The organism is Hydrogenophaga bisanensis, assembly GCF_042665135.1.
GTDB classification, from domain to species: Bacteria; Pseudomonadota; Gammaproteobacteria; order Burkholderiales; family Burkholderiaceae_C; genus Hydrogenophaga; species Hydrogenophaga bisanensis.
The window spans coordinates 31,270-56,138 of the sequence record NZ_JBHTBX010000006.1 but is presented as its reverse complement, the minus strand read 5'-3'; the positions used below and the strand labels follow the sequence as shown (position 1 = coordinate 56,138).

General features: G+C 65.4%; 29 protein-coding genes and 1 pseudogene. 3 read left to right on the top strand and 27 right to left on the bottom strand.

Annotated elements, in window-relative coordinates; genetic code table 11:
* Positions 1 to 29: 29 nt before the first annotated feature.
* The 17 genes and pseudogenes from ACFQNJ_RS10300 to ACFQNJ_RS10220 all read right to left on the bottom strand — a co-directional run bounded on the left by ACFQNJ_RS10300 (position 30) and on the right by ACFQNJ_RS10220 (position 14,870).
* A complete protein-coding gene (locus tag ACFQNJ_RS10300; protein ID WP_382256793.1) occupies positions 30 to 4,067 on the bottom strand; it encodes a tape measure protein in 4,038 nt (1,345 codons plus the stop codon).
* Position 4,068: 1 nt separating this feature from the next.
* Positions 4,069 to 4,713, bottom strand: coding sequence for a DUF6441 family protein (locus ACFQNJ_RS10295; RefSeq protein ID WP_382256791.1), 645 nt, complete (start codon positions 4,711 to 4,713; stop codon positions 4,069 to 4,071).
* Positions 4,688 to 4,897: a hypothetical protein gene (locus tag ACFQNJ_RS10290; RefSeq protein WP_382257212.1), complete on the bottom strand. Its 210-nt coding sequence runs from the start codon at positions 4,895 to 4,897 to the stop codon at positions 4,688 to 4,690. The genes ACFQNJ_RS10295 and ACFQNJ_RS10290 overlap by 26 nt, the downstream gene beginning before the upstream one ends.
* Positions 4,894 to 5,292, bottom strand: coding sequence for a hypothetical protein (locus ACFQNJ_RS10285; RefSeq protein ID WP_382256788.1), 399 nt, complete (start codon positions 5,290 to 5,292; stop codon positions 4,894 to 4,896). The genes ACFQNJ_RS10290 and ACFQNJ_RS10285 overlap by 4 nt, the downstream gene beginning before the upstream one ends.
* A gap of 11 nt (positions 5,293 to 5,303) precedes the next feature.
* A complete protein-coding gene (locus ACFQNJ_RS10280; protein WP_054286366.1) occupies positions 5,304 to 6,056 on the bottom strand; it encodes a phage tail tube protein in 753 nt (250 codons plus the stop codon).
* The gene (locus ACFQNJ_RS10275; protein ID WP_382256786.1) at positions 6,053 to 6,274 is read right to left on the bottom strand and encodes a DUF7210 family protein; all 222 of its coding nucleotides are present in this window, start codon (positions 6,272 to 6,274) and stop codon (positions 6,053 to 6,055) included. The genes ACFQNJ_RS10280 and ACFQNJ_RS10275 overlap by 4 nt, the downstream gene beginning before the upstream one ends.
* 5 nt (positions 6,275 to 6,279) lie before the next feature.
* Entirely contained in the window at positions 6,280 to 6,726 is a 447-nt protein-coding gene (locus ACFQNJ_RS10270; RefSeq protein ID WP_382256784.1) for a hypothetical protein, read from the bottom strand.
* A 4-nt stretch (positions 6,727 to 6,730) separates the two neighbouring features.
* A complete protein-coding gene (locus ACFQNJ_RS10265) occupies positions 6,731 to 7,033 on the bottom strand; it encodes a hypothetical protein (RefSeq protein ID WP_382256781.1) in 303 nt (100 codons plus the stop codon).
* Positions 7,033 to 8,038 (bottom strand): annotated as a pseudogene (locus tag ACFQNJ_RS10260) (major capsid protein). Before ACFQNJ_RS10260 ends, ACFQNJ_RS10265 begins: the two are co-directional and overlap by 1 nt.
* A 2-nt stretch (positions 8,039 to 8,040) precedes the next feature.
* Positions 8,041 to 8,418, bottom strand: a complete 378-nt coding sequence (locus ACFQNJ_RS10255) for a head decoration protein (protein ID WP_004629291.1) — start codon at positions 8,416 to 8,418, stop codon at positions 8,041 to 8,043.
* A 1-nt stretch (position 8,419) separates the two neighbouring features.
* Entirely contained in the window at positions 8,420 to 9,661 is a 1,242-nt protein-coding gene (locus ACFQNJ_RS10250) for a S49 family peptidase (RefSeq protein ID WP_382256777.1), read from the bottom strand.
* A gap of 42 nt (positions 9,662 to 9,703) precedes the next feature.
* Entirely contained in the window at positions 9,704 to 11,209 is a 1,506-nt protein-coding gene (locus ACFQNJ_RS10245; protein WP_382256775.1) for a phage portal protein, read from the bottom strand.
* 1 nt (position 11,210) lies between these two features.
* Positions 11,211 to 11,432 carry a phage head-tail joining protein gene (locus ACFQNJ_RS10240; RefSeq protein WP_024541994.1) on the bottom strand — a complete coding sequence of 74 codons (222 nt, stop codon included), beginning with the start codon at positions 11,430 to 11,432 and terminating at the stop codon, positions 11,211 to 11,213.
* Complete coding sequence (locus ACFQNJ_RS10235; protein ID WP_382256772.1) at positions 11,432 to 11,824, bottom strand: hypothetical protein; 393 nt, start codon at positions 11,822 to 11,824, stop codon at positions 11,432 to 11,434. Before ACFQNJ_RS10235 ends, ACFQNJ_RS10240 begins: the two co-directional genes overlap by 1 nt.
* Positions 11,824 to 12,315 (bottom strand): hypothetical protein, encoded by a 492-nt coding sequence (locus tag ACFQNJ_RS10230; protein WP_382256770.1) that lies wholly within the window; start codon positions 12,313 to 12,315, stop codon positions 11,824 to 11,826. The genes ACFQNJ_RS10235 and ACFQNJ_RS10230 overlap by 1 nt, the downstream gene beginning before the upstream one ends.
* A gap of 30 nt (positions 12,316 to 12,345) precedes the next feature.
* The gene (locus tag ACFQNJ_RS10225; RefSeq protein WP_382256768.1) at positions 12,346 to 14,304 is read right to left on the bottom strand and encodes a phage terminase large subunit family protein; all 1,959 of its coding nucleotides are present in this window, start codon (positions 14,302 to 14,304) and stop codon (positions 12,346 to 12,348) included.
* Positions 14,304 to 14,870, bottom strand: a complete 567-nt coding sequence (locus ACFQNJ_RS10220; RefSeq protein WP_024973193.1) for a hypothetical protein — start codon at positions 14,868 to 14,870, stop codon at positions 14,304 to 14,306. The genes ACFQNJ_RS10225 and ACFQNJ_RS10220 overlap by 1 nt, the downstream gene beginning before the upstream one ends.
* Before the next feature lie 106 nt (positions 14,871 to 14,976).
* On the opposite strand from ACFQNJ_RS10220, the gene ACFQNJ_RS10215 reads away from it, so the two are divergent.
* Positions 14,977 to 15,183 (top strand): DUF6900 domain-containing protein, encoded by a 207-nt coding sequence (locus tag ACFQNJ_RS10215; protein WP_382256765.1) that lies wholly within the window; start codon positions 14,977 to 14,979, stop codon positions 15,181 to 15,183.
* Between the two features lie 95 nt (positions 15,184 to 15,278).
* A complete protein-coding gene (locus tag ACFQNJ_RS10210; RefSeq protein ID WP_382256763.1) occupies positions 15,279 to 15,842 on the top strand; it encodes a DUF3489 domain-containing protein in 564 nt (187 codons plus the stop codon).
* A 6-nt stretch (positions 15,843 to 15,848) separates the two neighbouring features.
* On the opposite strand, the gene ACFQNJ_RS10205 is transcribed toward ACFQNJ_RS10210, so the two are convergent.
* Positions 15,849 to 16,472, bottom strand: a complete 624-nt coding sequence (locus ACFQNJ_RS10205) for an HNH endonuclease (protein ID WP_382256761.1) — start codon at positions 16,470 to 16,472, stop codon at positions 15,849 to 15,851.
* Between the two features lie 90 nt (positions 16,473 to 16,562).
* Between ACFQNJ_RS10205 and ACFQNJ_RS10200 the strand changes: the two genes are divergently transcribed.
* Entirely contained in the window at positions 16,563 to 16,928 is a 366-nt protein-coding gene (locus tag ACFQNJ_RS10200; RefSeq protein WP_382256758.1) for a hypothetical protein, read from the top strand.
* On the opposite strand, the gene ACFQNJ_RS10195 is transcribed toward ACFQNJ_RS10200, so the two are convergent.
* The 9 genes from ACFQNJ_RS10195 to ACFQNJ_RS10155 form a co-directional block, all read right to left on the bottom strand.
* Positions 16,892 to 18,154 carry a site-specific DNA-methyltransferase gene (locus ACFQNJ_RS10195; RefSeq protein ID WP_382256755.1) on the bottom strand — a complete coding sequence of 421 codons (1,263 nt, stop codon included), beginning with the start codon at positions 18,152 to 18,154 and terminating at the stop codon, positions 16,892 to 16,894. The genes ACFQNJ_RS10200 and ACFQNJ_RS10195 overlap by 37 nt on opposite strands.
* On the bottom strand, positions 18,151 to 19,566 hold the full coding sequence (locus tag ACFQNJ_RS10190) for a site-specific DNA-methyltransferase (protein WP_382256752.1): 1,416 nt from the start codon (positions 19,564 to 19,566) through the stop codon (positions 18,151 to 18,153). Before ACFQNJ_RS10190 ends, ACFQNJ_RS10195 begins: the two co-directional genes overlap by 4 nt.
* Positions 19,567 to 19,939: 373 nt before the next feature.
* Positions 19,940 to 20,338: a DUF6362 family protein gene (locus ACFQNJ_RS10185; RefSeq protein WP_124982724.1), complete on the bottom strand. Its 399-nt coding sequence runs from the start codon at positions 20,336 to 20,338 to the stop codon at positions 19,940 to 19,942.
* Entirely contained in the window at positions 20,331 to 20,534 is a 204-nt protein-coding gene (locus tag ACFQNJ_RS10180) for a hypothetical protein (protein WP_382256749.1), read from the bottom strand. The genes ACFQNJ_RS10185 and ACFQNJ_RS10180 overlap by 8 nt, the downstream gene beginning before the upstream one ends.
* A 1-nt stretch (position 20,535) precedes the next feature.
* On the bottom strand, positions 20,536 to 21,012 hold the full coding sequence (locus ACFQNJ_RS10175; RefSeq protein WP_382256746.1) for a crossover junction endodeoxyribonuclease RuvC: 477 nt from the start codon (positions 21,010 to 21,012) through the stop codon (positions 20,536 to 20,538).
* A gap of 140 nt (positions 21,013 to 21,152) precedes the next feature.
* On the bottom strand, positions 21,153 to 23,435 hold the full coding sequence (locus ACFQNJ_RS10170) for a phage/plasmid primase, P4 family (protein WP_382256744.1): 2,283 nt from the start codon (positions 23,433 to 23,435) through the stop codon (positions 21,153 to 21,155).
* Positions 23,428 to 23,655 (bottom strand): helix-turn-helix domain-containing protein, encoded by a 228-nt coding sequence (locus ACFQNJ_RS10165; RefSeq protein WP_009518749.1) that lies wholly within the window; start codon positions 23,653 to 23,655, stop codon positions 23,428 to 23,430. The genes ACFQNJ_RS10170 and ACFQNJ_RS10165 overlap by 8 nt, the downstream gene beginning before the upstream one ends.
* Positions 23,652 to 24,386, bottom strand: coding sequence for a hypothetical protein (locus tag ACFQNJ_RS10160; RefSeq protein WP_382256741.1), 735 nt, complete (start codon positions 24,384 to 24,386; stop codon positions 23,652 to 23,654). The genes ACFQNJ_RS10165 and ACFQNJ_RS10160 overlap by 4 nt, the downstream gene beginning before the upstream one ends.
* Complete coding sequence (locus ACFQNJ_RS10155; RefSeq protein WP_042426985.1) at positions 24,383 to 24,865, bottom strand: DUF6511 domain-containing protein; 483 nt, start codon at positions 24,863 to 24,865, stop codon at positions 24,383 to 24,385. Before ACFQNJ_RS10155 ends, ACFQNJ_RS10160 begins: the two co-directional genes overlap by 4 nt.
* Between the last annotated feature and the right edge of the window lie 4 nt (positions 24,866 to 24,869).

Below are 24,869 nucleotides of genomic sequence, written 5' to 3'. Positions count from 1 at the left end.
CGGTCAGGCCGCGTAATAGGAACGCACGGTCAAGCCGTGCGGGCGCGGGCGGCGTCGAGTAGTTGCAGCAGTCGCGCTTCGTCGCGCGCATCGACGGTGGCGTTGACCTTCTGTTGTCCCGAGGACAGTTCCACGCGCACGGTGCGGGTGGGCGTACCTTCGGGCAACGAGGGACGTGGCAGGCTGCGGCTTGCGGGCTGCACCAGACCACCCGAGGCAAAGCCCTGAATGCCCGCCAGCGCACGCCCGGCCAGTGCCTGCGCTGGAGCGCTCAGGTTGTTGATGGCTTCGAAGAAGCCAGCGCCGTAGCGGGCGACTGCCTGCCGGTTCACGACGAACTCGCCCGGGGTGAGCATCGCCGGGACGGTGTCGGATTTCGCCAAGCCACCGCGCCGGTAAAACTCGCCCTGGTTTTGCTCCATGTAGTCGATCAGCTCGCGCTCCAGGTCTTTACCCCAGAGCAGCGGCTGCGCCATCGCCTGCCGCCACGTCTGCTTGATGCGTTCGAGGTTCTGGCGCTCGTTGCCAGTCAGCGTCTTGCGGCCGATGAAGTCTTCCAGCGTGCGGCGATCCTGCTGCGCCTGCTTGCCGTAGTTGTCCATCGTCTTGCTGCGCATATCCAGACTGACCGATGCGCCGTAGTTCCACTGCAGCCAGCTCGTGTACTCGTTCATCCCCTGCAGGCCGAGGTCGATCATCTTGAGCGCCTCGAACGCTTCGCGGTTCTTCTTGGGCCTGCTCGGCTTGTCGTTGGGATCGGAGCCTGTGGAGCCGGTACCGCCCAACGAGGCAACGCGCCCACCGACCGCGAAGTGGGCGACGCCATTGGCCAGACGCGAGAGCGCGCCGCTGCCGTACTTCTGCACCGCCGCCTTGCGGATCACGAAGGCCCCGGCATCCAGGGTGCGCGGCACGGTGTCGTGGTGGCCGGAGCCGGGCACCGAGCCACCGCTCATCCGGGGAAAGGCCGGAGCCACCGCACCGCCGTCGGCAAACCGCCGCACGCCACCCACCAGACCGCCAGTGGCATTGGTTTCAACCTTGGTCACGTAGATGGTGTGGGTGCTGGAAGTGTTGCGCCCGTTGAGGCTGTCGATTTCCGCGCGTACCGCACCGACGTTGCTGGCCACCTGATGCTGCGACTCGGTCTGGATGCGATCCAGCGCCTTGATCATCCCCTCGACATTGGTGATAGCCGCCTGCGCCTTCTCGGTCGCCACCTTCAGCTCGAACTGCGCGTTTTGGTCGGCGTAGGTCTTGAGCTTATCCAGTGCCTCCTTGGCCTTGGACACATCGGCATCGACCGGCAGCGTCTTGCCTTCCTTGAGCAACTGCTCGTATTCCTTGAGCTTCTTCTCCGCTTCCTGCAGATCAGCCTGGATCTGCAGCAGGTATTCCTTTTCGGCCAGCGCCTTGTCCAGATCAGCGATGGCCTTGTCGAAGCGCGTGGTGTCGGCGTCTAGCGTGACCTTCAGCCCGTCCTTGAGCTTGGCCGTGATGTCGTCGATCTGGCGCGTGGTATCGGTCAGCGTCCGCTGAATCTCATCGCGCGCCGTGATTGCCGAACGTGCCGCCGTCTGGTGGGCCTTCGCTTCGGCATCCAGCGTCTGGTTGAGAATCTCCTCGGACTGGCGAATACGGTCGATGGCATCGCGCACGCCCTGTTTGCCCTGCGCGGCCTGCACGTCGGCATCCTTTGCCTTCTGCGCCAGTTCCGCGCGCAACTGATCGGCTTGCCGCATCAAATCGGTGGCCTGCTGGTACTCCTGCCTGCGGTATGCCTCGCGCGACTGTGCTTCCAGCTGCGTGACCTGAGACACCGCTTGCTCGGACTGTTTGCGCGCTTCCTCACCACGCTTGGCCTCGTTGGTCTGGCTGGTGGCCACCTGCGCGGCCATGTCCATCGCCTTCTGCGCGAGCTGGCGAGCAAGCTCCAACTCGCCGTTGGCCAGCGCGCGACGCGCCTGTTCCTGCATCTCGGCGATCTGGCGCTTGCGATCCTCGGTGGCCTCGTACTCCGTCATACCCTGACGGCGGATGTCGCGGATGCGCTCCTCCGTGGACATCGACAACTGGCGCTTGGCTTCCTCGATGCGCTGCACTTCCGCCAGATGCCGGTTGGCTTCAGCATTGAGAGCGTCGATGTGCTGGCGGTACTCCGTGAGCGCCTGCCCCAGGGTCTGGCGCTTGGTGGCGAGGATGTCGTTCTCGACACGCTGCACGTTGGCACGGCGCTCCTCCTCGGTCTGGCCTTGCCGGGCTGCGGCCTGCTTGCGCGCCTGCGTTTCCTGATCGATCAGACCGAGCGTCTCGGTCGTGGCCTGACGGCGCAGGGTCGCCTGCTGTGTCAGCGCCTCGGTAAGCAGCTGAGTGGACTTGGTGATCTTGGCGGTTTCGGACTGCTGGGTACGCTCCAGTTCCGCCTTCTCCTGGTCGTAGCGGTTCTTCACCGCTTGCACCTGCTGCGCGAGGCTCGCCTCGACGATGGTGGTCAGCCCCTTGTAGGCTTCGGCCATCTTGGCGGTGGCGTCGTTGACCACACCTTGGGCCTTGCCGACGGCCTGTTCGACCTCGCCGAGCCGGGACTTGAGCTTTTCCAGCGCGGCGTGCACCGCCTCGATGCCACGCCCGACCGCTTCCTGCGTGCCCTGGCGCACGGCTTCGAGCCGCTTGGCGATTTCCTCGGCAGCGGTCGCAGCGGTGTTCATCGCGCCTTTGGCTGCGTTCGCACCTTCGGTGGCGTCGGCGTACATCTCGGCGAAGATGCGATTCATCTCCGCGAGCCGCTGTTCGTGGCGCTTGGTGGCTTCAGCGATGGTGTCGGACGTGAAGATGGCGGCGAACACCTCCCACTGGAAGCGCAGGTGCTCGATGCCCTTCATCAGCACCTCGACCATGAAAATGCCCGCCTTGCGGACGATCTCGAACTTTTCCGACAGCCACGTCCCGATCTCCCAGCCGATGATGGCCGCGCCCAGCACCCCGAACGCCACGCGAAGCTTGCCCACCGTAGCGATGGCATTGGACAACGATAGGTTGGCCGTTGCCCACGCGGCCGCCGTGGTGCTGGCCGCTGTCACCGCCGCCGCACCTGCCGTCTGCCACGCGATGATCAGCGCCGGAATTAGGCGGTAGACCAGCACCGCGAGGCCGACCTCGGCAATGCGGCCCAGCCACTTCATCACCGTGTCCAGGTTCTCCGACAACCACGTCAGGGCCTCGGCGAGCTTCTTGGTGAAGCCGGTCGATTCATCGAGCTTGCTGACCCACTGCCCGAAGGCGTTCGACAGACGCGTGAAGGCCTGGCTAACGGTCATCGGCAGTTGCGCATACTCGGCGGCCAGCTTGTCCTTCTGGCTCATCAGCGCGTTGACCACCACGTCGGCGGTCAGGCGGCCTTCCTCGGCGAGCTTGCGCAGCCGTCCGATGGGCACGTTCAGGCCATCGGCCAGTGCCTTGGCCAGACGCGGGCTGTTTTCGACGACAGAGTTGAATTCCTCGCCGCGCAGCACGCCCGAGGCCAGGGCCTGCCCGAACTGCAGCAGGGACGACTGCGCCTCGGTGGCAGATGCACCTGAGATACGCAGTGCTTGCGAGATGCTTTCGGTGAGCGAGAGGGCATCCTGCTGCTCTCCGCCCAGCATCCGCACAGCCTGTTGCAGCTTGCCGTAAAGCGTGGCGGTCTCCTGGATCGGCACGCCGATGCGCTGCGAGATGGCGAACAGTTCCTTCTGCGCGACCGTGTACTCGCGGCTGCCAGCGGTGGCGAGCTTGAGCCGCGCAGACATCATGTTCCAGGCGTCGGCGATCTGGACGATCTCCTGCACCTTGCCACTGGCCCAGTTGATGGTGAGGAAAGCCAGCAACTGCGTCTTGGCCTTGGCGACCTGATCGCCAAATGCGCTCATTCCGGCCTTGACCTCGGCCATCCCGGCGGCAGCTTTATCGCCTGCGGTCTTGGCGTTCGAGCCAAACTCGCCAAGACTGCGCTCGGCCGAATTGATGGCGCGTTTGAGCCCCTCGTCAGCGCCTTCGAGCGCAACAAGGATGGAAATGCGGTTTGCCATTTCAGTCCACCAGCCGCAACTGCTTCTCGATCCGTGCGGAGAGGCGCGGAATCCGACCGGCGACGATGCGTTCGACGTTCAGGCGCTTCTTGAGCTGCACCCGGGGCACCAGCACGGCGATGGGTACATCCGCGCCACGTTTGAGCCGCTTGATGCCCTCGGCCTTGCGGTAGCGGCGCTTGAAGCCCGACAGTGGCCGGTCGTATTCCTTGATGTTCTCGGCCATCAGCACGATGTTCCCCTTGGCGTTCTTGATGAAGTAGGCGTTCCCACCGCGCATCAACTCGGCGATCTGCGCCTTGAAGCGTTTGCGACCGACACGACCGTGCAGTGGGATCAGCATCCGGCCTCCAATGACGCCGCCACGCTCGTGGATGCCCGACCACGGGATGCGCGAGCCGACGTAGAGCGCAGGCAGCCGGTTCTTATCCTTGTCGAGCACCTTGGCAGTGAAGCCCTTGACGAAGGACTTCTTGACCACCGTCATATGGCCCGCGACGTGGCTGCGCACGTCCTGCTTGAGTTCGGCGGCCTCACTGGCGATGCCGCGCGCGACTACCTTCTGGACCTTCTCGCGGAACTCGCCGCCCCAGCGGCGCAACTGCGCCTGCGCGGCCTTGCTATCGATGCGAACCGAGATGCGCATGGTTTTGGAGCCTATCGAGGGTCTGGTCGAGGTGACGCGAGTCGCCGCGTGCGCCGATGGCGATCAGCGAGAGCAGCCGGGCATCGCGTGCGGCGTCCTCACGCGCAGTGGCGGCGGCGAAGCCGCGCACCTGCGCCAGGGTGTAGTCGAGGATGTCGGGCAACCGGTGGCCGTGCTCGATCAGGTGCTGGACGGTGTCGAACCAGCCGTGGTCACTGCCACCGCCGCGCTCGTCTGCGCGATCAACCCGTCGAGCCGAGGCATCACCGTCCGGGTAAAAAAATCGGCGTTGACCTCAAGCACTTTGGCCGCCAACAGGATGGCCTGGTCGGCATCGAGTGCGTCGACCCACGCGCGCGGCTTGCCGACGGCGATGGACACTGCCGTCAGCAGGTCGTCGCCGTGCTCGCCGAACAGTGCCAGCCAGTCGATACCATCGCCGCCGATCTGCTGCATCACCGGCGTGATCGCGCGCAGGAAGGCGGGCATCTGGCCGACCTTGAGTGGCTTGATGGCCAACGGCTCACCGTCTATGACCAGCTCCACTGCTTGTGGGATGAGAGTTTCCAGATCGCTCATGGCAGTCCTCATCACAGTTGCACGATGCGGCCGAACTGGCCCAGCACCGCGTCATAGGGCTTGGTGGTGTCGGCCAGGAGCGATCCTTCCAGTTCGAACTTGTTGTACTCGTCCGAGATGAAGGAGATTTCCTTCAAGGGATCGAAGGCCACGCGGTACAGCTCGACCAGCACCTTGGCGTTGCCCTGCGCGGTGTTGATGCCTTCCAGGCGCAGGTAGCGCTCGGGCAGCGCCTGCGTGAAGATGCCGATCTCGGTGGCGACGCCGTAGCTGTAGGCGGCCTTGAACGGTGCGGTGAAGCCGGTGATATCCAGAAACTGGAGGGCACCGAAATCGGTGTCGGCGGTGTAGTGCGTGCCTGCGGTCAGCGTCGCGGGCGTGCCCGCCGAGTCGGTCACCACCAGCGCCGACACCTTGGGATGGGCGAAGAAGTAGCGGTCGCCGACCACCGGAGCAGCGCCGCCGATGGTTTCGGCGGTCACAGTGCCTGTGCTGCCGGTGACGTGGTTGCCGTACAGCGCCAGCGCGAGGTTTTCCTTGGTGAACTCCTCGATGGTGAGGTTCACGGTGGCCGACTTTTGCTTGACCATCCGGTGGTCGAGCGAGCGCTGGCCGGTCTGGCTCTCGTAATGCTCCAGCACGTCGGTCTTGAGCGAGAGCTTGAGCTCGGCGACGTTGCCGGGCGAGCGCACTTCGATGGGCAGGCCGGATTCGTCGCGCTTGCCGAGGAAGACGCGGCCCTGAAAACTGGCGTAGGTGCTCATGATTTTGATTCCTTGCGTTGGGTGGTGATGGGGCGAACGGGTTCGATGGAGGTGCCGTCGCCTTCCGGCTGCGGTACGGGAGCGGACTGGCGGTCGTGGCGGGCGATGCTGTTGGCGATGAGCCAGTCGGCCGTACCGCCATCCACATCGAGCCGGTCGCCTGCCTTGTGGGCTTGGCCCGCGTGGGTGTGCGGCTGAGTCAGAACGATGGAAGTCATGGGTGTCATCCCTTGGTTGAAAGGTCGGTGTCGAGCGTCCGGTAGGTGATGGCGTAGCGCGCGGGGATCGTGGCGGCCACTGCATCGGCGTCCTCGACGTCCCACTCGCATTCCTGCTCGCGCAGCCCTAAGGCAAGGCCGCCCAGATTCCGGTCGGCCAGCAGCGCGGCGTGGGCGGCGGTGATCAGCCGGTCGGCTTCGGTTTCCGGAATGGCGGGTGGTACCGCGCGGGCCAGTGCGACCAGGCGCACCGTGAGCTCGCGCGTGACACGGTCGTTGGCGCGCTCGGTGATCGATTCGGACTCGGGGAACACCACCAGCGCCGGGCATTGCTCCCGGCTGATGGCCACCGTGGGCGAGCGGTGCAAGGTCGCCCCAAGCGACTCCACCGGCGTGCGGACAGCCGCCATCACCGCGAGCAGGATCTGTTCGCGGATCGAGTTGCCGGACACGGCACTACACCCGGGTGAGCTGTGCGCGCATCTCCGAGCCGTCGCCCACGGCCCGGGTGCTACGCACCTGATAGATCACGCCATCGATCTCGACCGCCTCGCGCGGAACCAACCCCAGGAACACCGAGGCCGGATACGACATCTGATAGTCGGTGGCCGAGGCCAGGCCGTCGAACACGGTGTCGTCCGGAGCGGCGAAGCCAACCGGGTGGCGCTGCGCTGTCGTGCCGTCCGAAGGACGCCAGAGGCAGTCCTTCAAGAGCCCGGCATTGGCGGCCGATTCGTAGATCTGATCGACGAGACTCATCACGCCACCGTCAACTTCACCAGCACACCCGGACGATGGCACATCGGCAGCGGGTTGGACTGCGTGTGCAGATCGGTGCCCCGGTCGAACTTGCGCGGCTCCTGCTTGGCGTACAGCGGCTGGCCGACCGTGTTGACGGTTTCGTTGAAATCCGCCGGTGCGAAGTAGGTGCCGAAGGTGTCGATGGTGCCCAGCGGGAAGGCATGAGCCTCGCCAGCGGCGATGAAACGGCGTGCGGTTCCGCTGGCATCGGTGGCCTGACCCCGGTACTCCTCGAAGGTGATACCGCCGTAGGTGAAGCCGCGACGCACGTCGTTGATGAGGATTGCCCCGTTCTGCCAGTTCTCGAAGGCCTTCTCGACCTTGGCGTGGCCGGTGAGCGCGGCGAAGAACTCCGGCGAGCACAGGCAATGGACACCATTCATGAACTCGCCTTTGAGGTTCTCCTCGATGGTTGCCAGCACCGTGGTGCACTTGGCTTTCACATTGGTGCCCGCCGTGCCCAGCTCGAAGGCCACCAGCCTGCTGGGTGATATCGAAGGCATCGAACAGGTCGTAGAGAACCGAGCCGTCCGCGTCGAGGATCACGCCCTTGAGCGCACCCATGCGCAGGTGCTCCAGCGTGATCGCATGCTTGTTGCGCATCGTCTCCAGATGGCGCGCGATCACGCCTGCCACCGTCTCGGTTTCGGTTTCCGAGCCGAAGGCACGGATGCCTTGGACTTCCTCCGGCAGCACCACGTCGTCGTGCGGGATGTGCGGCACCACGAAGGAGCGCAGCTTGCGTTTTCCACGCACGCCAACCGTGCCGGGTGAACCCGGTGGCAGCGTAGGCAGCAAGTTGAGCACGCCGTTCATTTCCTCGACGACGATCTGGCGCTGCCGTACCGGCTTGGACGGCATCAGGTTCAGTTCTTCCAGACGCCCGTAGCGGTTGGGCAGGATGTTGATGGCGGCGGTCAGCGCCGTCATCGAGAAGGCGGGATTGCTGAAGGGGTTGTTCATGGTCAGGCTCCTTGGCGAACGAGCACGCCCAGCGCCTTAAGCTGCGCAATGGCGGTGAGTTTTTCGGCGGTGGTGATGGCGTCGGGCCACGCGAGCGCATGGTGGGCGACGATGGCGTGGCGCGCGACGACGAGACCGTCGTCACGGTCGATCAAGGTGGCGTCGCAGGCCTGTAGCAGCACGCCAGCGGCGACCTGCGTGCCGTCTTCTGCGGACGGATCGAGCTGTTTGAACTTGGCCGTTGCGGTGACGATGCCGACCACCGTGCCCAGCGGCAGGTTCTGGCCCGAAGCGACCGTGACGCGGTCGCGCGAGTAAAGGTTGGGGGCTTCGTACTTGAGCAGGTCGCCCAGGTTCAGAGGTTCGGCGAGAGCGGGCATCTCAGATCTCCTTCTTGGTGGATTGCGCTGCGATCTGCTTGGCGGCGTCGATCAGCGGATTGCTGGCCACAGGGCGCGCGGCATCGGGGGCGATGCGGCTGGTGATTTCGGGACTGGCTTCGGCCTGCGCCGCAAGCAGTTGGCTGCGCACCTTGGCGGGCGAGGACTGGGCTTCGAGGAAGCCCGCAATCAGGTCGGTGCGCCCGGCCAGCGTGCAGGTCTGGGCGATTTCGACGGCGTCGGCCACGCTCAGCGCGGTGGCGGTGGGGGCGGCGGACGGTTGAGGAGGACTGCCAGCAGGATCAGCAAGAGGCCGATCAGGAGCAGCGGGGTCGGTTCGATCATTCATGGAAGACTCCATCTGGTGGTTGCGAAGAAAACCCGCTTGGCTGGCCGGAGCCACCTGAGTCGGGAGTGGGGAAAGCGATTGCGTGAGTTGCGTGAGCGCGTCGTCGAGGCTGCCGACGGCATCGGCAAGACCGGTGGCAACGGCGTCCGGTCCGAAGAACAGGCCCGCTTCGGTGGCGCGCACGGCGTCCGCATCGAGGCCGCGATGTCGAGCGACCGTCTCGACGAACAGCTCGTAGACGCGATCCACCTCGGCCTTGAGAACCGCGTGCGCGGCGTCGGAGAGCGGCTCGTGCGGGTTGAGGTCGTTCTTGCGCTCGCCCGCGAACACGGCGGTGTAACGAACACCGTCTTTGGCGTCCTTGACGGATTGATCGATGTGCATGGCGATGACGCCAATCGAGCCGACACCGCCGGTGCGCGCGACGAACACGCGGGTGGCGGCGGACGCCAGCGCATAGGCCGCCGAGAACGCCATGTCGTTGGCCACGGCCCAGACGGGCTTCACTTGCGACGCCACGCGGATACGGTCGGCCAGATCGAACACGCCGCCCGACTCGCCACCCGGCGAGTCGATGTCGAGCAGGATCGCAGCGACCTCGGGGCTGGTGAGCGCGGCGTCCAGTTGCGCGGCGATACCGGTGTAGCTGGCGAGACCCGATTCGGCCTCGAGGCCCGAGGTTCGGCGCACCAGCGTGCCGTGGATCGGGATGACGGCAACCTTGCCGCTCGGAGGCCCAGGCGCGCGGGCCGCAGGCGTGTAACCCACGGGCGCGGCGAGGTCGGCGAGGCCGATGCGCGCACCGAGCACGGAGAGGATGATGTCGAGTTTCGGCCGATGAATCGCCAGCGGCACGCCGAACAGGCGCGCAGCCAGATGAGGTAGCAAAGTCATGGGAATCCTTCGGGAAATCGGTCAGGCAGCAAATCAGGGAAGCTATGGGCCGCCGGTGGTGTCAGGCGCGTTGGCGCTGCGGTTGGGTTCCGCGCTGCCGCCGTCCTTTGACGTGTAGCGAGGGTCGGAGTCGAAGATCAGTCCAAGGTCGTCGGCGCGCTGGTTGTCGGCGGCGATCTCGCGGTCGACGTCTTCGGCGTCGTAGCCGTTTGCCGAGATGGCTTCCGAGCGGCTCATCAGGCCCGCGCGGATAGCCAGCAACATCGCCTTGAATTCCTTCTCGGGATCGACCCACTGCCAGCCCTGGGGAATCCACTTCACCGAGATGTACTGGCGACGACGGGCTGGCCCGCCTCGAGCGAAGCCCGGGGCATCCAGGGCCCCGGCGAGCACCGCCTGCTTCATCCAGGCCGCCCACACAGGACGGCACATCTGATGCACCAGCACCCCGTGCTGCACCATCTCGCAGCGACGCCGGAACTCCAGCATCCCGGCGCGGATGGACGAGTAGTTCACGCCGGTCAGATCGCCGGTCAACTGCTCGTAGGTGATACCAATGGCGGCGGCAACCGCGCGGAACTGGGTGCGCAGGAATTCGGAGTACGAACCGCCAACATCAGCCGGATCGGAGAACTTGATGTCCTCGCCCGGCTCCAGGATCTGCAGCGTGCCTGGCTCCAGTCCGGCAAGCGCAATCCCGTCGGCGTCCGATGCGCCTTCGCCCATCAGGTTGTCCTCGGGGTTGGCGCGCGTGACGAAACCCGCGAACATCGCGGCGGTCTTCTTGCGCACCAGCTCAGCGTCGTCGTACTGGTCGAGCTCGTTGAGCTTGACCAGGGCCCGCGACAGCCAGGGCTCGCCCCGGATCTGGCCTGGGCGCAGCACGCGGAACAGGTGAATGATCTCCTTGGCATCGATGCGCACCGTGTCCATCCCGCCCTGGCCCGACATCGGGGCCAAACGCCCGTCCTCCGGGTGCGAGCGGTACAGGTGGTAGGCAACGCGCCGCCCAAGGTTGTCGAACTCGATGCCGGAGCGCACGACGTTGCCGGACGGCAGATCGGTGTTCAGGTTGATGGGCAGGTGCTCGGGCTCCAGCAACTGGAGCTGCAGGGGCACCGACAGGCCATCCTCCGGACGGCGTGGCCGCAGTCGGATCAGGCATTCGCCACCTTCGAGCATCGCCCGACACGCCAGGGCCTGCAGGCCATAGAAGTCGGTCTGTCCGGCCGCGTCGGCTTCCTCGACCCAATCGCGCCACAGTGCCTGCACCTCGGCCTTGAACCGTTCGTCGCCAGACAGGCTTTGCGGCTTGATGCCGGTGCCGACCGCATTGGCTACGAAAGCTTCGATACCGGCCTGCGCCCAGGCATTGCGCCGAACGAGGTCCCGGCTCTTACCGCGCAGTTCGGCGTTAGTCGCCAGCATCGCGGCGACCGCACCCGGATTGCCGGGCATCCAAGCCAGCGAGCGACGGCCACGACCTGCGGCTTCGTGTACCGGCGAGGCACCGAACAACCGGCGCACGGTTTGGGAGAACCACGCCATATCAGAACCCCTTGCGCGTGGTGACGCGGATCTGTCGTGGCGCACCGGGCAGCAGCCCGGTCTCAGCCGCCTGCTGAAGCAGGCCCCGCCTGACTTCGCGGATGGCGGCCATCAATTCGTCGACAGAGCGGTACTCGACCGTCTTGTCGGCAAAGGTCACCCGCCGTTCGCCCTTTGCGAGTGCGGATTCCAGGGCCTGGAGCTGGGTTTCTGTGTAGGCCATCAGCGGTACACCACGAGATTGATTTCGGAGGAGTCGTCGAACGACGTTGCTGTCGTCGCGCAGGAGATGTCGACGTACTGGGCCGTTTTCAGGTCGGAGCTGGCGCGAACGACGGCCACACGCTGCTGGCCGCTGTTGCTGCTGCTGCGTGCGAGCGCCGTCCAGCAGTAGTTCGCATCCGGCATCGCCAGCGCAAAATGCACGCGGTAGCGGCCCGCCGCTGTACGCACGACGCTGGCCACGTTGTGCGCGCTGCCGATCACGACCTGACCGCCCACGTAGCCAAAGCTCACCCACACCCGAGCAAGTCCAGGGTGCGTGTCGTCGATCTTGGTCTTGACCTCGAAGCCGATGCGCGCAGCCAGGGCGGCGATGCTGGACGCGAGGCTCATCAGGTCAGCGCCCCGTCGAAGATCACGACGAAGTCCGTGTCGGTATTGCCGACATCGGCGGCCGCAACCGCGCCAATGTTGGTGCGCGCCTGAAGTTGCTCGGCAACGGTCAGGGTTTGCGCCGCGTCGTACCGCACCCGCAGATTGACGGCAGCGAGGAGCGCGTCCAGGCCCGTAGTGCCGTTCTGCAGCAACTGCTGGATCTCCACCAGGGTGTCGTAGGCGGCGTCTGCTCCACCGAGGATGTCGGCCTTGAGCGCGTCGAGCAGCGACACGATCTTGTTCGACGAGTAGGTGGTGGAGGTGGCGATCTGGTTGTCGTCGATGGCGGTTGCGGAGAGCACCGCCGCCTTCAGTTCGTTGATCGCCGAGACCAGACTCGACTTGTCGGTGGTGGACAGGCTGGCTAGGTTTCCCGCCGTCGCCCGGACGTCGTTGAACTCCTGGGCGACCCGGATGACCAGGCTCTCGATACGGGTGGCAAGACTCATGTGTTCTCCTTGGTTTGAAGGCGACGGCCATCAGCGAAGCCAACGGCTTCGGATGACGCGTCGACCGGTATTGCGGGTTCCAGAAGCAGCGAGGCCACCGCTGGGGGTGGCCTCGTTCAATTCGATGTCGTGGATGGGCGGTGGCGCATCAGGTGGGGGCGCTACCCCAAGTTGCCGCTCCAACTCCCGCCAGTGGCGTTCCTCGAAGCGGTCCAGTCCCGCCGCCGATGCAGCCGCGCGGGCGTAGACGTAGCAGTCGAGCGCCTCGTTGCGCTCTCGCATCTTTTGCCATTCGCGCACCGGGAATCCGTTGCGGTCGCGGCGCGTGATCAGTTGCTCGGCGCAGAGCTGCTGGATGAACTCGGCGTCGATCTTCGGCAGATGGACGAACCCGGCAGGAAACACCGGGGTCAAGCCGTCCTCGCCGACGTCCGCGCTCTTGCGCAGGTTGTTGTAGAACTCCAGCTTGGCGATGCCGCCCGCCACCGTGAACACCTTGATGCCCCGGCGCAGCTTCTTGCCGCCCTGCGAGACATCGATGGCCGTGGGCGTGCCGATCAGGGCCGCGCCGCGCGGCACACCCTTGACCGCCATCACGCGCGCATCGTGGCAGGCACGCACGAAGGCGTAGGCTTCCTGCGTGGCAAAGCCGGTGTCCAGCGCGAAGCGCGCCAGTGACATCGTCACGCCCGAGGCGTGTGTCCAGTTTTCGGCCAGCATCCCGGCGAGGGCTTTCCACACCGCATCTCGGGCTGTATCGCCCATCAAGACCCGGTGCTCGATGAGCCAGGACTCCTTGCCGCGCCCGAAGGCCCAGATCGAGGCCTCGATGCGGTCCTTCTGGACGTCGGCCGCGCCCACCAGCAGCAGGCCGCCCAGCGGCACGCTGCCAATGCGGTAATCCTCGCGGCGCTCGACCAGCCGTTGCCAATCGGGCGCTTCGCCTTCCTCAACCCAGGTCTCGCCCAGCTCGGTGTTCTTGAAAGTCTTGATCGCGGCGGCCGATCCCGACTCCTTGTTGACGGCGGCTTCCCACGCGGCAGCGATGTCACGCCAGGAGCGCCAGCCCACCGGGCTGTACAGTGACGACAGGTGAAAGCCTGCCGTTTTGCCCTGTGCCATCGAACGCCATTCGCCACGCTCCAGCATCCACGTCTTGTGATGCTCGGAAATCGCGGTGTCGCACGATTCGCAGATGTAGGCGGCGGTTTCCGGCTGCCCCTTGTCCCAGCGCAGTTGCTCGAAGCGCAACCATTGCGGGTGGTTGCAGTGCGGGCATGGCACGAAGTAGCGGCGCTGGTCGCTGGCCTCGTACTCGCGCTCGATGGCCGAGGCGCCAGAAATCGTCGGCGTCGACACGATGAAGATCTTGCGCCGGGCAAAGGTGCGCGTGCGCGCCTCGGCCAGCGAGATCGCATCGCCTTCACCCTCGACGTCCAGCGGATAGCCGTCAACCTCGTCGAGGAACAGGTAGCGCACCGGCATCGAGCGCAAGCCTACCGCGCTGTTCGCCCCGGTCATTACCAGCACGCCGCCCCGGAACTCCTTGGCCAAAATGGTGTTGCCCGAGTCGCGCGAGCGCGCCGGGGCGATCAGTTCGGCCAAGGCGGACGATTCCTCGATCAGCGGGTCGATCCGCTGCTTGGAGTTGCGCTTGGCCATCTCCACCGTTGGCCAGACCGCCATCATCGGGCCCGGCGCGTGGTGGATGACGTAGCCGATCCAGTTCGACCCCATCTCGGTCGCACCAAGCTGCGCTGCTTTCATGAACACCACACGCTCGACCGGCGAGGTCGGCGACAGGCAGTCCATGATGGCCTTCAGGTACGGCGTGCGACTGGTGCGCCAGCGCCCCGGCTCGGCAGACGCCTTGCTGGAGAGCATCCGGTGGCGATCTGACCATTCCGATACCGTGAGCAGCGGGTCGGGAGTAAGCCCGTCGCGCCACGCCCGTTCGATCTCCTGCGCGCCTTCGTAGTCCATCGTCATCAATCCACGCGCGGGCGCAGCTCGCCCAGCTCAATCAGGTGCTCGCGCACAGCAGATTCGAGCGCCACGTGCATCTGATGCGCGTCGATGCCGAGCGTGGACGCCATCTGCCCGGAGACGCGCGCAGGCCAGTTCAACCATGCATCGCGCTCAATGCGCGCGAGCTTGAAAACGTGTGCCACGGCCTGCGCCCGATCCACCAGTTCCTTCTTGCGGTGCGCCAGCTCCAGGTTGTTGAGCTTGGCCTTGAGCACCTCGTTGACCGTACGCGCTTGCAAGAGCGAGGTGCCACTGGCCGACATCGGCGCTGTGCTGGCGTCGACGGCATCGCGCTGCGTTGCTGCTTCGTCCGTCGCGGCCACGCGCCGCGCTTTCGCAGTGCTGACCTTCTCTGGCGCAGCGGCGCTGCGCGGCTGCAATGTGTTTTGTGCCCACTGGGCATCGGCCGTGTCCGGATCAATCGTGCCGTCAGGCAGCGGCGTGATCCGCCCGGTGTCGATAGCCTTTTTCACGGCCACGTGCGACACGCCACGGTGGCGCGCGTAGGCGCGAATCGAGAGTCCCATCGTCACCTTCAATCATTTGTTCGTCATGTCCGCAGATTGAGCTTGGCTTCCATCGGGAACAGCGCGTTCATCACGTCACGCCAACCACCCCCGAAAGGAACACGCCATGTGCCAGATCGACACCATCCTCACCCTGATCGCCCAGAAGCATCTGGGCATCGACACCCTGCAAACCCGCCACGCCGACAGCCTGGACTTCCACGACACGGCGGTGTGGTGCATCCGGGACGCGTTGGAAGCGGCCTTCAAGGCGGGCGTCGAACTCGGCGCGTCGAGCCCGAAGGCTGCGGAAGCGGAAATCGCCAAGGACTGATCGGAAACCCACGAAACCAAGCGGAAAGCGCTTGGCTTCACTCCCGAACAGCGCGTTCATCACATCGTCATCCACCACCCCCGAAGGAGCAGACCATGACCAGCACCCAACTCACCCCGGCCCAGCACGCCATCCTCGCCAAGGCCATCAACACCAGCGACGGCAAGATCGAATGGTTCCCCGACAACATCAAAGGCGGCGCACGCAAGAAGGTGCTCGACGGGTTGTTCAACCGTGCCCTGATCACCACCGACGGCACCGACTGGTTCGTCGCCGCCGAGGCCTACGACGCCTTGGGGCTAACTCGCCCCGGAGTGAACAAGACGAGCATCGGTCAATTCGAAGCCAATCTCGACCAGATCATTGCCAACGCAGAAGGCGCGCCAGCTGCCATGAGCGATCCCGAACTGGAAGCCGCCGTAATCGCCGCCGAAGCAACGTGGGTCAAGCCGCGCACCCGCGACAACAGCAAGCAAGCCGAAGTGATCCGGATGCTGCAACGCCCCGAGGGCGCAACCATCGGCCAGATCTGTGCCGCCACCGGCTGGCAGGCGCACACGGTACGCGGTACCTTCGCCGGGGCTTTCAAGAAGAAGCTGGGCCTGACCATCGTCTCGGACAAGCCACAGGGCGGCGAGCGCGTGTACCGCATCGCCTGAAGGCTCTTAGCGTAACAAGCGCGTCAGCCCATCCCAACTATCTACGATGGGCTGCCGTTCGCGTGGGTCGGTAAAGCCGACCTCCTCAAGCGTCCAGTGCCCGCGTCCAAACTGACACATGCCGCAAGCCGCAACCAAATTGCCTTCTTCGTTGGTGCCACCTCGACTGTGCGGAAGAATGTGGTCAAGTGTTGCGGTCAACGCACTCAGCGCGTAGTGCTTGTCGCGATTGACCCGACCCCATCGCGCCACCGAGGGGAACATCTCCACAAGCAACTTTCTTGCTTTCGGGGAAATGACTTTGATGTTGCAGAAGCGACAGCGCCAACCATCGCGCTGGTAGATCCCGTACTCAACCGACGAACTGGGCATACGCTGTTTAATTCGCTCAGCCAGGACATCGGTGGGCATACGAGACTGCCAGTGGATCGCTGGATCGACTTTTCCGGTGATGCGTTGCGCAAACTCACCGAGGATCGGCATATCTGCTTTAGCAATTAACCGCTTCGCATCTTCCTCACGACCTTCGAGTACAGCGTCTGCAGCCAGCGACAACCAGTCTGCCGCCAAGTCCAGTTCAGGAATCGGCGGCAAGAAACATTGGCGAGATCTGTCAGATGGTTTGAGCATCGAAAGATTTTCTCTCAGTGAGCTTGGCTTCTCAATCGAACAGCGCGTTACTACGGGTGTCGCAACGATCAACCCGAAGGAGCAGCCACCATGACCACCAGCCAGATCCCCGCCACCCAGAACGATGCCTGGGGCTTTTGGGGCACGATGAACGAACACGCCAGCGCGGCTTGGCCCCTGGCGATGACCGCCATCTCGGGCGCCACCAGCCAGCCGCTCGAATCGGTTCGGGCCTTCCTCGACAGCCGCCACGGACGCCACTTTGGCGACGACGTCCAGAACGGGCTCTATCAGGGCCAGCCCCTGGCAGACGCGATCAACGCCGCCACCCAACGCTGGATGGGCTGGACGATTGGCCGCCAGACCAGCAAGCAATACGGCATCCCGCGCGGCCTGCCTTACCTGACGGGCTTTGTGATTCACTGCGAGATCGTTGAGGAGTCGCTGGCCGCCTGATCGAGCACCTCGCCATCCGCCTCGCGGGTGGCCTGCTTGCCGGTGAACTCTTCCCACCGACGCACGATCACGTCCACGTACTTCGGATCGAGTTCGATCAGCCGCGCAACGCGCCCTGACTTTTCGGCGGCGATCAGTGTCGTCCCCGAGCCCCCGAACGGGTCGAGCACCACGTTGCCGGGTCGGCTCGAATTGCGGATCGCGCGTTCGACCAACTCCACCGGCTTCATCGTCGGGTGCAAGTCGTTCTTCTGCGGCTTCTTGATGTTCCAGACATCCCCCTGGTCGCGGTCACCACACCAGTGGCGTGTCGCCCCCTCGGGCCATCCGTAGAGGATCGGCTCGTACTGGCGCTGGTAGTCGGCACGACCCAACGTGAAGGTGTTCTTGGCCCAGATGATGAAAGTCGACCATTTGCCACCGGCGGCGCGGAAGGCAGCCTGCAGCACATCCAGCTCGCTGGAGGACATGGCCACGTAGATGGCACCGCTGCAGCGCTCCAGAATCGGCGTCAAGGCCGCCAGCAGGAAATCGTAGAAGCCATCCCCCAGGTTGTCGTTCAGGATCGCGCGATCCTTACCGCGCATCTTGTCGCGGGCAGAGTTGGCGTAGTTCACGTTGTACGGCGGGTCGGTGAAGACCATGTCCGCCACCGCGCCTTGCATCAGGTGGTCGTAGCTCTCGGCCACGGTCGAGTCGCCGCACAGCAGCCGGTGCTGGCCCATGATCCAGACATCGCCCGGACGCGAGATGGGTGTCTCGCTGACTTCGGGCACCGCATCCTTATCGGTCTCGCCCTCGTTGTCCGGCTCGTCGCCCGCGATCAGTTCGGCCAGTGCGTCGGCGTCAAAGCCGGTGATGTCCAGATCGAAGCCTTCGAGCTGCAAGGCTTCCAGTTCGATCCTCAGCATCGCGTCGTCCCAACCCGCGTTTTCGGCGATGCGGTTGTCCGCAATGACCAGGGCCCGGCGCTGCGTCTGGCTCAGATGGTCGAGCACCACGACCGGTACCCGTTCCAGACCCAGCTTCTGGGCGGCGGCGAGACGACCGTGGCCAGCGACGATGATGCCGTCGCTACCCGCCAGGATCGGATTGGTGAATCCAAACTCCGCAATGCTGGCGGCGATCTGCGCCACCTGTTCCTCGGAATGGGTGCGCGCGTTGTGGGCGTAGGGCAGCAACTTGGCGGTCGGCCACTGTTCGATCTTGTCGGCCAGCCAGTTCATGCCATCACCTCGGCATCAGAGGTGGCGACGCGTTCGGCGGCGACCTGTTCGAACGATTGGCCTGTTGCCAGTAGCGTGACCGGCACACCGGGGTGGTTCTGCTGGAAGCGCTTGATGGCCACGTCCACGTACTCCGGCGCGATCTCCACGCTGCGGCAGATCCGACAGGTGCGCTCGGCCGCCAGCATCGTCGTGCCGCTGCCGCCGAACGGCTCGAACACGATGTCGCCCGCGTCCGTGTAGGCCTCGATCACGAACTCCGGCAGCGCCACCGGGAACACGGCCGGGTGGTCAATGTCCTGGCCGATCTTGCCCTTGTGGCGCATCACGCGGATCACCGAGTCGGGGATACGGGTGTCTTGCGTCGGCAGCCCCTTGTGCGTCCAGCCGCCCACCTCGCCATCCTTGCCGCGCATCGCGGTGGACGACCCGTCGGCGCGCAGGTGGGATTCCTGGCCTGCGTGCTTGCAGGGGACGATCTTGTTCGGCTTACGGCTCTCCCGGTTGAAGTGAAAGACGAACTCGAAGCTCGGCGCGAAGCGGCCTGCCCAGTCGCCGGGCATCCCCGGCCCCTGATCCCAGACGTACCACGCAAAGCGCCGCCAGCCCTGCTGGCGCATCCAACCCAGCCAAGCGTCCCAGTACGGGATCACTTCGTTATCGCGGTGGATGAGGCCCAGGTTGACCAGCACCTGACCGTCGCCTGCCATCGGCAGGTGCGCGAACACGCCGCGCATCAGGCCGTCCCAGTCGGCGATGCCGCCAGAGGTGTAGTCGCGCTGGTTGCCGTAGGGCGGCGATGTAAAGCACAGCCGCGCGGCATCGCCTTGCATCAGCGCAGCGACCACGTCCCGGTCGGTGGCGTCACCACAGATCAGGCGGTGCGGGCCAATCGCCCAGACATCGCCGGGGCGGGATACCGCCATGACGGGTACTTCCGGCACGTCGTCGGCCGCGTCAGACTCGTCGGCTTCAGACTCTGATTCATCATCCGCGACGGCCACCGCGCCGGTGAGCAGTGCCTCGATCTCGGCTTCCTCGAAGCCGGTCAGAGCGAGGTCGTATCCCGCGTCGGACAACTCGGCCAGCTCCAAGGCCAGCATCTCTTCGTCCCAGCCTGCATCCAGTGCCAGTCGGTTGTCGGCAATCACCAGTGCCCGCTTTTGCGCGACGGTCAGGTGGGCCAGTTCGATCACCGGCACCTGATCCAGGCCGAGCTTGCGCGCAGCGGCCAAACGCCCGTGCCCGGCGATGATGCCGTTGTCGCCGTCGACCAGGATCGGATTCGTCCAGCCGTACTCGACGATGCTGGCCGCGATCTTGGCGATCTGGCTTTCGGCGTGCGTGCGCGGATTGCGGGCGTAGGGAATCAGCGCCTCGACCTTGCGGTACTCGACGTTGAGCGTGTTCAAAGTGGGAATCCCAAAAGCAAAACCCGCCGAGCGTTGCAGCCGGGCGGGTTGGTTGAATGAAGATTCTGGTGGGGTGGTAACTGCGCCTGGGGGTGGTAACCGGAGCCGGTAACCTGGCCGACTGGTAACCTTGTCCGCGCCCTGACGCTAAAAAAGCGTCGCGCTCGCGCCCCCCGCATGGGTTATTCCGCAGGAAGGGCCCATTTCGCCTCGGGAGCGTGGCTTCGAAGCGACTGTGGCTTCTTCGTCACTGATCCCGAGCATGGACTGAATACTACGCTCGGGAGCCGGTTTTTGTTGCACGCTCAAAAACCGCTGATGCCCGCCGATGCACTCGCATTGCAGACCACGCGCGCCAAATCACGCCAAATCACTACGCGACGACAACGCCATTGAGCTGGTCGGCGACCGTCTGCAAGGCGCGCTGCCAGCGCCGCCATGCCGTCGTGCGGTCGCAGGCGAAGCGGATGGTGATGTCGCGCCAGCCATACCGCTTGGCGCGCATCCACACCAGATGCCGTTGCTCGACCTCCAGCCACTGCACCCACTTCATCGTCTCCAGCATCCGGTCGATGGCGTCCGGGGTCGGAGGAAACGGTCGGTAGACGTGCTCGTCGGCGGCAAAGGCTTCCCACTCCTTGCGCACGATGATCGGCCACGTATTGAAGTAGCCCTGCACCCGCACAGGCGGCAGGCGTCGTCCAGTGCTTGCCGCCTCCTCGAAGCGCGCGGCCACGTCGTCAATCGTCCACGGGGTTCGACGGTCAGCCATGCCGTGTCCCTCCGTAGAGCCGTTCGCCGATCCGGCGGATGAACTCGCGCTCGATGAAGTCGAGGCGTTCGTCGGCAGCGTTGACGACGAGGATGTGCTGGTCGCGCCAGCCGCGCTGCTTCATCGCTTCGAGGTCGGTGGTCTCGGGCTGGACGCGCGCCAGCGGGCAGCGATAGGTGGGCGTGGGAATCTTCATCTCACACCTCCCGTTCCAGATCGTGCTGCGTGATGGCCCAGTGCAGCAGCGCCAGCGCGTCGGCCTCGTTGTCGTCGGACGGCGAATGGCCGCGTGCGGTGACAGAGGCGATCACCTCGTCCTTGCCCGCGTTGCCTTTGCCCGTCGCGTGCTTCTTGATCGTGCCGACCGGCACGCCCTGATACGGGATCTGGTGGTGCTCGCACCACGCGGTGAGCGTGGCGAGGAAGCCGCCGTAGACGTGCGCCGCGTCGGTCGAGACGTGGCGACGAACTTCCTCGAAGTGCAGCGCATCGATGCCGCTGGTCACGGCCTTCAGTTCCGTGAGCCACCGCTTGAAGCGCAGGAAGCGCATGCCGCCGCCTTCGAAGCGTTGCGAGCGGAAGCTCTCAGAGCCGCTGGTGATGTGGCCGTCGCTGCCACGCAGCGCCCAGCCGGTGGTAGTGCCCAAGTCGAGGGCGAGGATGGTGGTGGTCATGGTTGCGTTCCTCGTTCGGTGAGGACTGACGCATCCGACACGCGGTATCGAAACCCCTATGAGGCGTGCGCACGCGCCCGCGCGGGGGAAGTTACGACGTAGTGCGTCAAATGCGTCAGTCGGATGCATCGGCATGGCGGTCAGTTGTCGGCGTATGGGGTGTAAGCGGGCTTGGGCGGGTTCTTGAGGCCGATGCCACGGAAGCCGCGAACGCCCGCCGTGTTGCGCCACTTCTCGACGCCACGGGTGATGAGCAGGTCGGAAAACCGACGCTGCGAGCCGATGAACTCGCCTGCGGAGTCGGCCCACTGCTTCCAGTCGTTGAACAGTTCGGCGGTCAACGATTTCGCGTTGGCGTCGCGCACGCAGCGTTCGTCGAGCCAACGGCCCAGCGCGTCCTCGGCCTCGAAATACTCCTCGGTCGCTTCGAGCACCTGCTGCGGCGGATCGAGCCGACCCAGACGCTGCCAGTCGAGACAGCCCTGGACCGCCCACGCCAAGATGCCGTCCCGCTCGGCCAAGAGCTTCTGCTGGAGATGCTTGTCGCGGCGTTCGGGCGGCACGGTGATCGTGAACGGGATCAGGTGCAGACGCCGCTTCATCGCTTCGTCGATGTTGCGGATGGCGGGCTTGTGGTTGCCCGCGACGAACAGCTTGAACTGCGGGAAGAACTCGAAGAAGTCCTGCCGCATGAAGCGCGCGGAGATCTTGTCGCCGCCCGTGAGGTTCTTGATCTTCGACTCGGCCCAGCGCCGCCCTTGCTCGGTTTCGATGGCGGCGACGAACCGTGCGCCGCGCAGACCCGCCATGTCGGTCGGATGCCGGTCGGTGCGCGTCTCCATGAACGTGTCCATCGGCGCGTTGGCCGCATAGTCGCCCAAGATCGTCGCCAGCGTGTTGACGAACACCGACTTGCCGTTCGCGCCCGTGCCGTAGAGGAAAAACAGCGCGTGCTCTTGCGTCGAGCCGGTGAGCGCGTAGCCGGTCATGCGTTGCAGGTAGGCTTGTAGCTCGGCATCGCCGCCCGTGACCTCGGCGAGGAACTGCCTCCAGATCGGGCAGTCGCCGCCCGGTGTGGCCGTGGTGATCTTGGTCATCCGGTCGGCGCGGTCGTGCGGACGCTGCCTGCCGGTCTTGAGATCGACCACGCCGCCGGGCGTGTTGAGCAGCCACGGATCGGCGTCCCATTCGGCGGTCGTGGCCGCGTGCCTGCGATCCGCGCGCGCCAGCCGCTCGACGCCGCCGACCGTGCCGGAGGTGGCGAGCTTGGCGGCGATCTTCGGGTTGTCGGCGTGGACGGCGGCGTGACGGCAGACGCTGCGGATTAGGTCGGTGGCTGCCAGCGTGTCCTCGGTGCGCCAGCGGTGGCCGTCCCACACCAGCCAGCGTCCCCACGCGGCGACGTAGCGCCAGTCGCGGTGGTAGCGCCGGGTGAAGGCCAGTGCCAGCGCATCTTCGGTGCCCCACACCGATTCGTCGCTGCTGACGACTGGCTCGGCATCGTCGGCGACGTCGTGCATCTGAAGACGCGGGCCGTGCGTGAGGAAGGCCGCGACATCGAAGCCCTCGGCCACGGCGTCCGCCGCGTCCCAGCCATCCCCCGCTTCTTCAGGCGGGTACATGATGTGGCAGGTCTTCGCGCCCGCCGACAGGATGGCCTGCGCCGCCTGCGTCGCGTACTCCCAGCCCGGCTTGTCGCGGTCGGGCCAGACCAGCACGGCCTTGCCCGCCAGCGGCGACCAGTCGGTTTTCTCGACCGGCGCGTTCGCGCCGTGCATCGCGGTCGTGGCGACGATGCCAGCATCGATCAGTGCCTGAGCGCATTTCTCGCCTTCGACCAGCACCACCTGCGCGGCGCTGGCCATGCCCAGCTGGTTGTAGAGCGGACGCGGATCGGGCGGAGCCATCTTGCGACGGCGCGCATCCCACGGACGGAACTCCTTCTTGCGGCCGGGTGGGTCGTAGCGGTAGACGACCGCGATCAGCTTGCCGGAGGCGTCGAGGTAGTCCCACTTCGCGGTGGCCGGGCCGAGGTCGTCGACGGGCGCTTCCTTTTTCGTTTTGCGCGCCAGCGCCATCGGAGCACGTCCGAGGAGTTCGGTCGCCGCGTCGAGCGTGCGCGGGAAGCCGGCGTGGGCATCGATGCCGTGGTGGGCGGCGATCAGCGCGAAGATGTCACCGCCGTCGCCCGTGGCGCGATCCGTCCACAGGCCCGCCTTGTCGCCATCGAGCACGATCTCCAGACTGTCGCCCGGACTGCCAAGCACGTCGCCGGAGAGGAACTTGCCGCCGCGCTTTCGGCCTGCCGGAAACAGCGCGGCCAGCACCGATTCCAGCCGCGCCAGCAGTTCGGCGCGGATCGCTTCGCGTTCGGCGCCGAGGTCACGAGGAACAGCGGTGTGCGTGTCGTTGAAATCAAGCATCCACAGCCTCCTCGTCGGAGGGCTGCTGCGCGACGATCCACGCTTCCAGTTCGTTGGGCTTGAAGCGAACGAGCTTGCCGACGCGGTAGTGCGGAATGCGGCGCTGCTGGCGCTCCTTGGCTTGGGAGAGCCAGTAGGTCGGCAGGTTGAACATCAGCGCCGCTTGGCGCGCGTCGATGAATTGCTCGCCCAGCACCTGGTTCAAAGGGGTGTGGTTCATGTCGGCCTCCAGCAGCGGTCTTGCCACGCGCACATGCGGCACTCGAAATGGGTGGCGTCGTTGAAGTTGCGCGGCAGCAGCTCACCGGCTTCGGCCGCGGAGATGACCTTGACCGCGCGGTCGGTCATGCGCTGCGCCAGCGACGAATCGAAGTCAACCAGCTCGACGTAGATGTCCATCGTGTCGGCATTGATCGCGGTGAACAGCGCCGGGTGCTCGTGCAGTTGCAGGTGCGCCTGATACAGCGCGACCTGCGCCGCATACACCGGCTTGGCGACCACGAGGCCTTTGGCTTCCAGCTCGCGCCACGCCTTCGCGCCGAGGCATTTGTTCTCCCACAGCGCGGGATAGCGGAAGCCCTCCGGCCCGTCGACGAGTACGCCATCGACGTGACCGCGCAGCCGACCGTGCGCGTCGGAGAAACCGAACTGGCCGCCGTCGGGTCTCTGCGTGCGTAGGTCGAAACCCGCGCCGCGCAGCCACGCCACCATGCAGTCCTCCATGACGTGGCCGCGCTCGAAGATGCGCAGCATCCGACCACCCGTGTCGCGCCCGTGATCCACGGGAGCCTTGGCATATTCGAACTGCAAGGCGCGCTCGCACTCGATGCCCAGACGCGATGCGCCGAGGTAGTCACGCGCGGGTTGTTGCTCGCGCATGCGCTGCATCCCGATGTCGATCAGTGCCGTGATCTGGCCGGAGACGCTGGCCGAGGAATTGAAGTCCATCATGGCTTCTTCCCCTTTGGCTCGTCCCAGAACGCCTTGTCCTCCAGATCGGAGAAGCCGAACGGATCGGGCGTCGGCTCCATGCCGCGCACAGGCGGGTACTTGGTCACCTCGTGGTGCTCGACCATCGCCTCCGTGTAGCAGGTGACGATGGCGTCGATGACGCGCAGCGCCTCGGCTTCGGCGTAGTCGCCCAGCGGTTTGCCGAAACCAATCTCGCCCGCTGCCTCGCCGAAGGCCTTCAGGCATTTGCGCATCGCGCCCAGCTCGACATCAGACGGATCGATCATGGCGACCTCCGTCTTGGGCGTGCGCCCTTCCTGCACGCGCGTCCAGTTGCCATAGAGCGCGTGAAAGGCGTCCTGACAGCGGCGTGAGCAGAACACCCAGTCCATCACGTAGCGGCGCGGATCGGCGGTCTGGAACCGGCCATCCGTGTGGCCGTAGCCGCGCGCCTGTCGTTTGCAGACCCAGCATTTCATTCGC

What these genes read in the sequence shown, in the direction of transcription:
- ACFQNJ_RS10265 (WP_382256781.1), bottom strand. Translation starts at nt 7,033, where the DNA reads ATGAGTCTCGTCGATCAGATCTACGAATCGGCCGCCAATGCCGGGCTC.
- ACFQNJ_RS10205 (WP_382256761.1), bottom strand. Translation starts at nt 16,472, where the DNA reads ATGCTCAAACCATCTGACAGATCTCGCCAATGTTTCTTGCCGCCGATT.
- ACFQNJ_RS10165 (WP_009518749.1), bottom strand. Translation starts at nt 23,655, where the DNA reads ATGAACCACACCCCTTTGAACCAGGTGCTGGGCGAGCAATTCATCGAC.
- ACFQNJ_RS10280 (WP_054286366.1), bottom strand. Translation starts at nt 6,056, where the DNA reads ATGAGCACCTACGCCAGTTTTCAGGGCCGCGTCTTCCTCGGCAAGCGC.
- ACFQNJ_RS10300 (WP_382256793.1), bottom strand. Translation starts at nt 4,067, where the DNA reads ATGGCAAACCGCATTTCCATCCTTGTTGCGCTCGAAGGCGCTGACGAG.
- ACFQNJ_RS10185 (WP_124982724.1), bottom strand. Translation starts at nt 20,338, where the DNA reads ATGGCTGACCGTCGAACCCCGTGGACGATTGACGACGTGGCCGCGCGC.
- ACFQNJ_RS10175 (WP_382256746.1), bottom strand. Translation starts at nt 21,012, where the DNA reads ATGACCACCACCATCCTCGCCCTCGACTTGGGCACTACCACCGGCTGG.
- ACFQNJ_RS10275 (WP_382256786.1), bottom strand. Translation starts at nt 6,274, where the DNA reads ATGACTTCCATCGTTCTGACTCAGCCGCACACCCACGCGGGCCAAGCC.
- ACFQNJ_RS10255 (WP_004629291.1), bottom strand. Translation starts at nt 8,418, where the DNA reads ATGCCCGCTCTCGCCGAACCTCTGAACCTGGGCGACCTGCTCAAGTAC.
- ACFQNJ_RS10170 (WP_382256744.1), bottom strand. Translation starts at nt 23,435, where the DNA reads ATGCTTGATTTCAACGACACGCACACCGCTGTTCCTCGTGACCTCGGC.
- ACFQNJ_RS10200 (WP_382256758.1), top strand. Translation starts at nt 16,563, where the DNA reads ATGACCACCAGCCAGATCCCCGCCACCCAGAACGATGCCTGGGGCTTT.
- ACFQNJ_RS10230 (WP_382256770.1), bottom strand. Translation starts at nt 12,315, where the DNA reads ATGAGTCTTGCCACCCGTATCGAGAGCCTGGTCATCCGGGTCGCCCAG.
- ACFQNJ_RS10295 (WP_382256791.1), bottom strand. Translation starts at nt 4,713, where the DNA reads ATGCGCATCTCGGTTCGCATCGATAGCAAGGCCGCGCAGGCGCAGTTG.
- ACFQNJ_RS10250 (WP_382256777.1), bottom strand. Translation starts at nt 9,661, where the DNA reads ATGACTTTGCTACCTCATCTGGCTGCGCGCCTGTTCGGCGTGCCGCTG.
- ACFQNJ_RS10240 (WP_024541994.1), bottom strand. Translation starts at nt 11,432, where the DNA reads ATGGCCTACACAGAAACCCAGCTCCAGGCCCTGGAATCCGCACTCGCA.
- ACFQNJ_RS10225 (WP_382256768.1), bottom strand. Translation starts at nt 14,304, where the DNA reads ATGACGATGGACTACGAAGGCGCGCAGGAGATCGAACGGGCGTGGCGC.
- ACFQNJ_RS10180 (WP_382256749.1), bottom strand. Translation starts at nt 20,534, where the DNA reads ATGAAGATTCCCACGCCCACCTATCGCTGCCCGCTGGCGCGCGTCCAG.
- ACFQNJ_RS10210 (WP_382256763.1), top strand. Translation starts at nt 15,279, where the DNA reads ATGACCAGCACCCAACTCACCCCGGCCCAGCACGCCATCCTCGCCAAG.
- ACFQNJ_RS10235 (WP_382256772.1), bottom strand. Translation starts at nt 11,824, where the DNA reads ATGAGCCTCGCGTCCAGCATCGCCGCCCTGGCTGCGCGCATCGGCTTC.
- ACFQNJ_RS10155 (WP_042426985.1), bottom strand. Translation starts at nt 24,865, where the DNA reads ATGAAATGCTGGGTCTGCAAACGACAGGCGCGCGGCTACGGCCACACG.
- ACFQNJ_RS10195 (WP_382256755.1), bottom strand. Translation starts at nt 18,154, where the DNA reads ATGAACTGGCTGGCCGACAAGATCGAACAGTGGCCGACCGCCAAGTTG.
- ACFQNJ_RS10245 (WP_382256775.1), bottom strand. Translation starts at nt 11,209, where the DNA reads ATGGCGTGGTTCTCCCAAACCGTGCGCCGGTTGTTCGGTGCCTCGCCG.
- ACFQNJ_RS10220 (WP_024973193.1), bottom strand. Translation starts at nt 14,870, where the DNA reads ATGGGACTCTCGATTCGCGCCTACGCGCGCCACCGTGGCGTGTCGCAC.
- ACFQNJ_RS10285 (WP_382256788.1), bottom strand. Translation starts at nt 5,292, where the DNA reads ATGAGCGATCTGGAAACTCTCATCCCACAAGCAGTGGAGCTGGTCATA.
- ACFQNJ_RS10215 (WP_382256765.1), top strand. Translation starts at nt 14,977, where the DNA reads ATGTGCCAGATCGACACCATCCTCACCCTGATCGCCCAGAAGCATCTG.
- ACFQNJ_RS10160 (WP_382256741.1), bottom strand. Translation starts at nt 24,386, where the DNA reads ATGATGGACTTCAATTCCTCGGCCAGCGTCTCCGGCCAGATCACGGCA.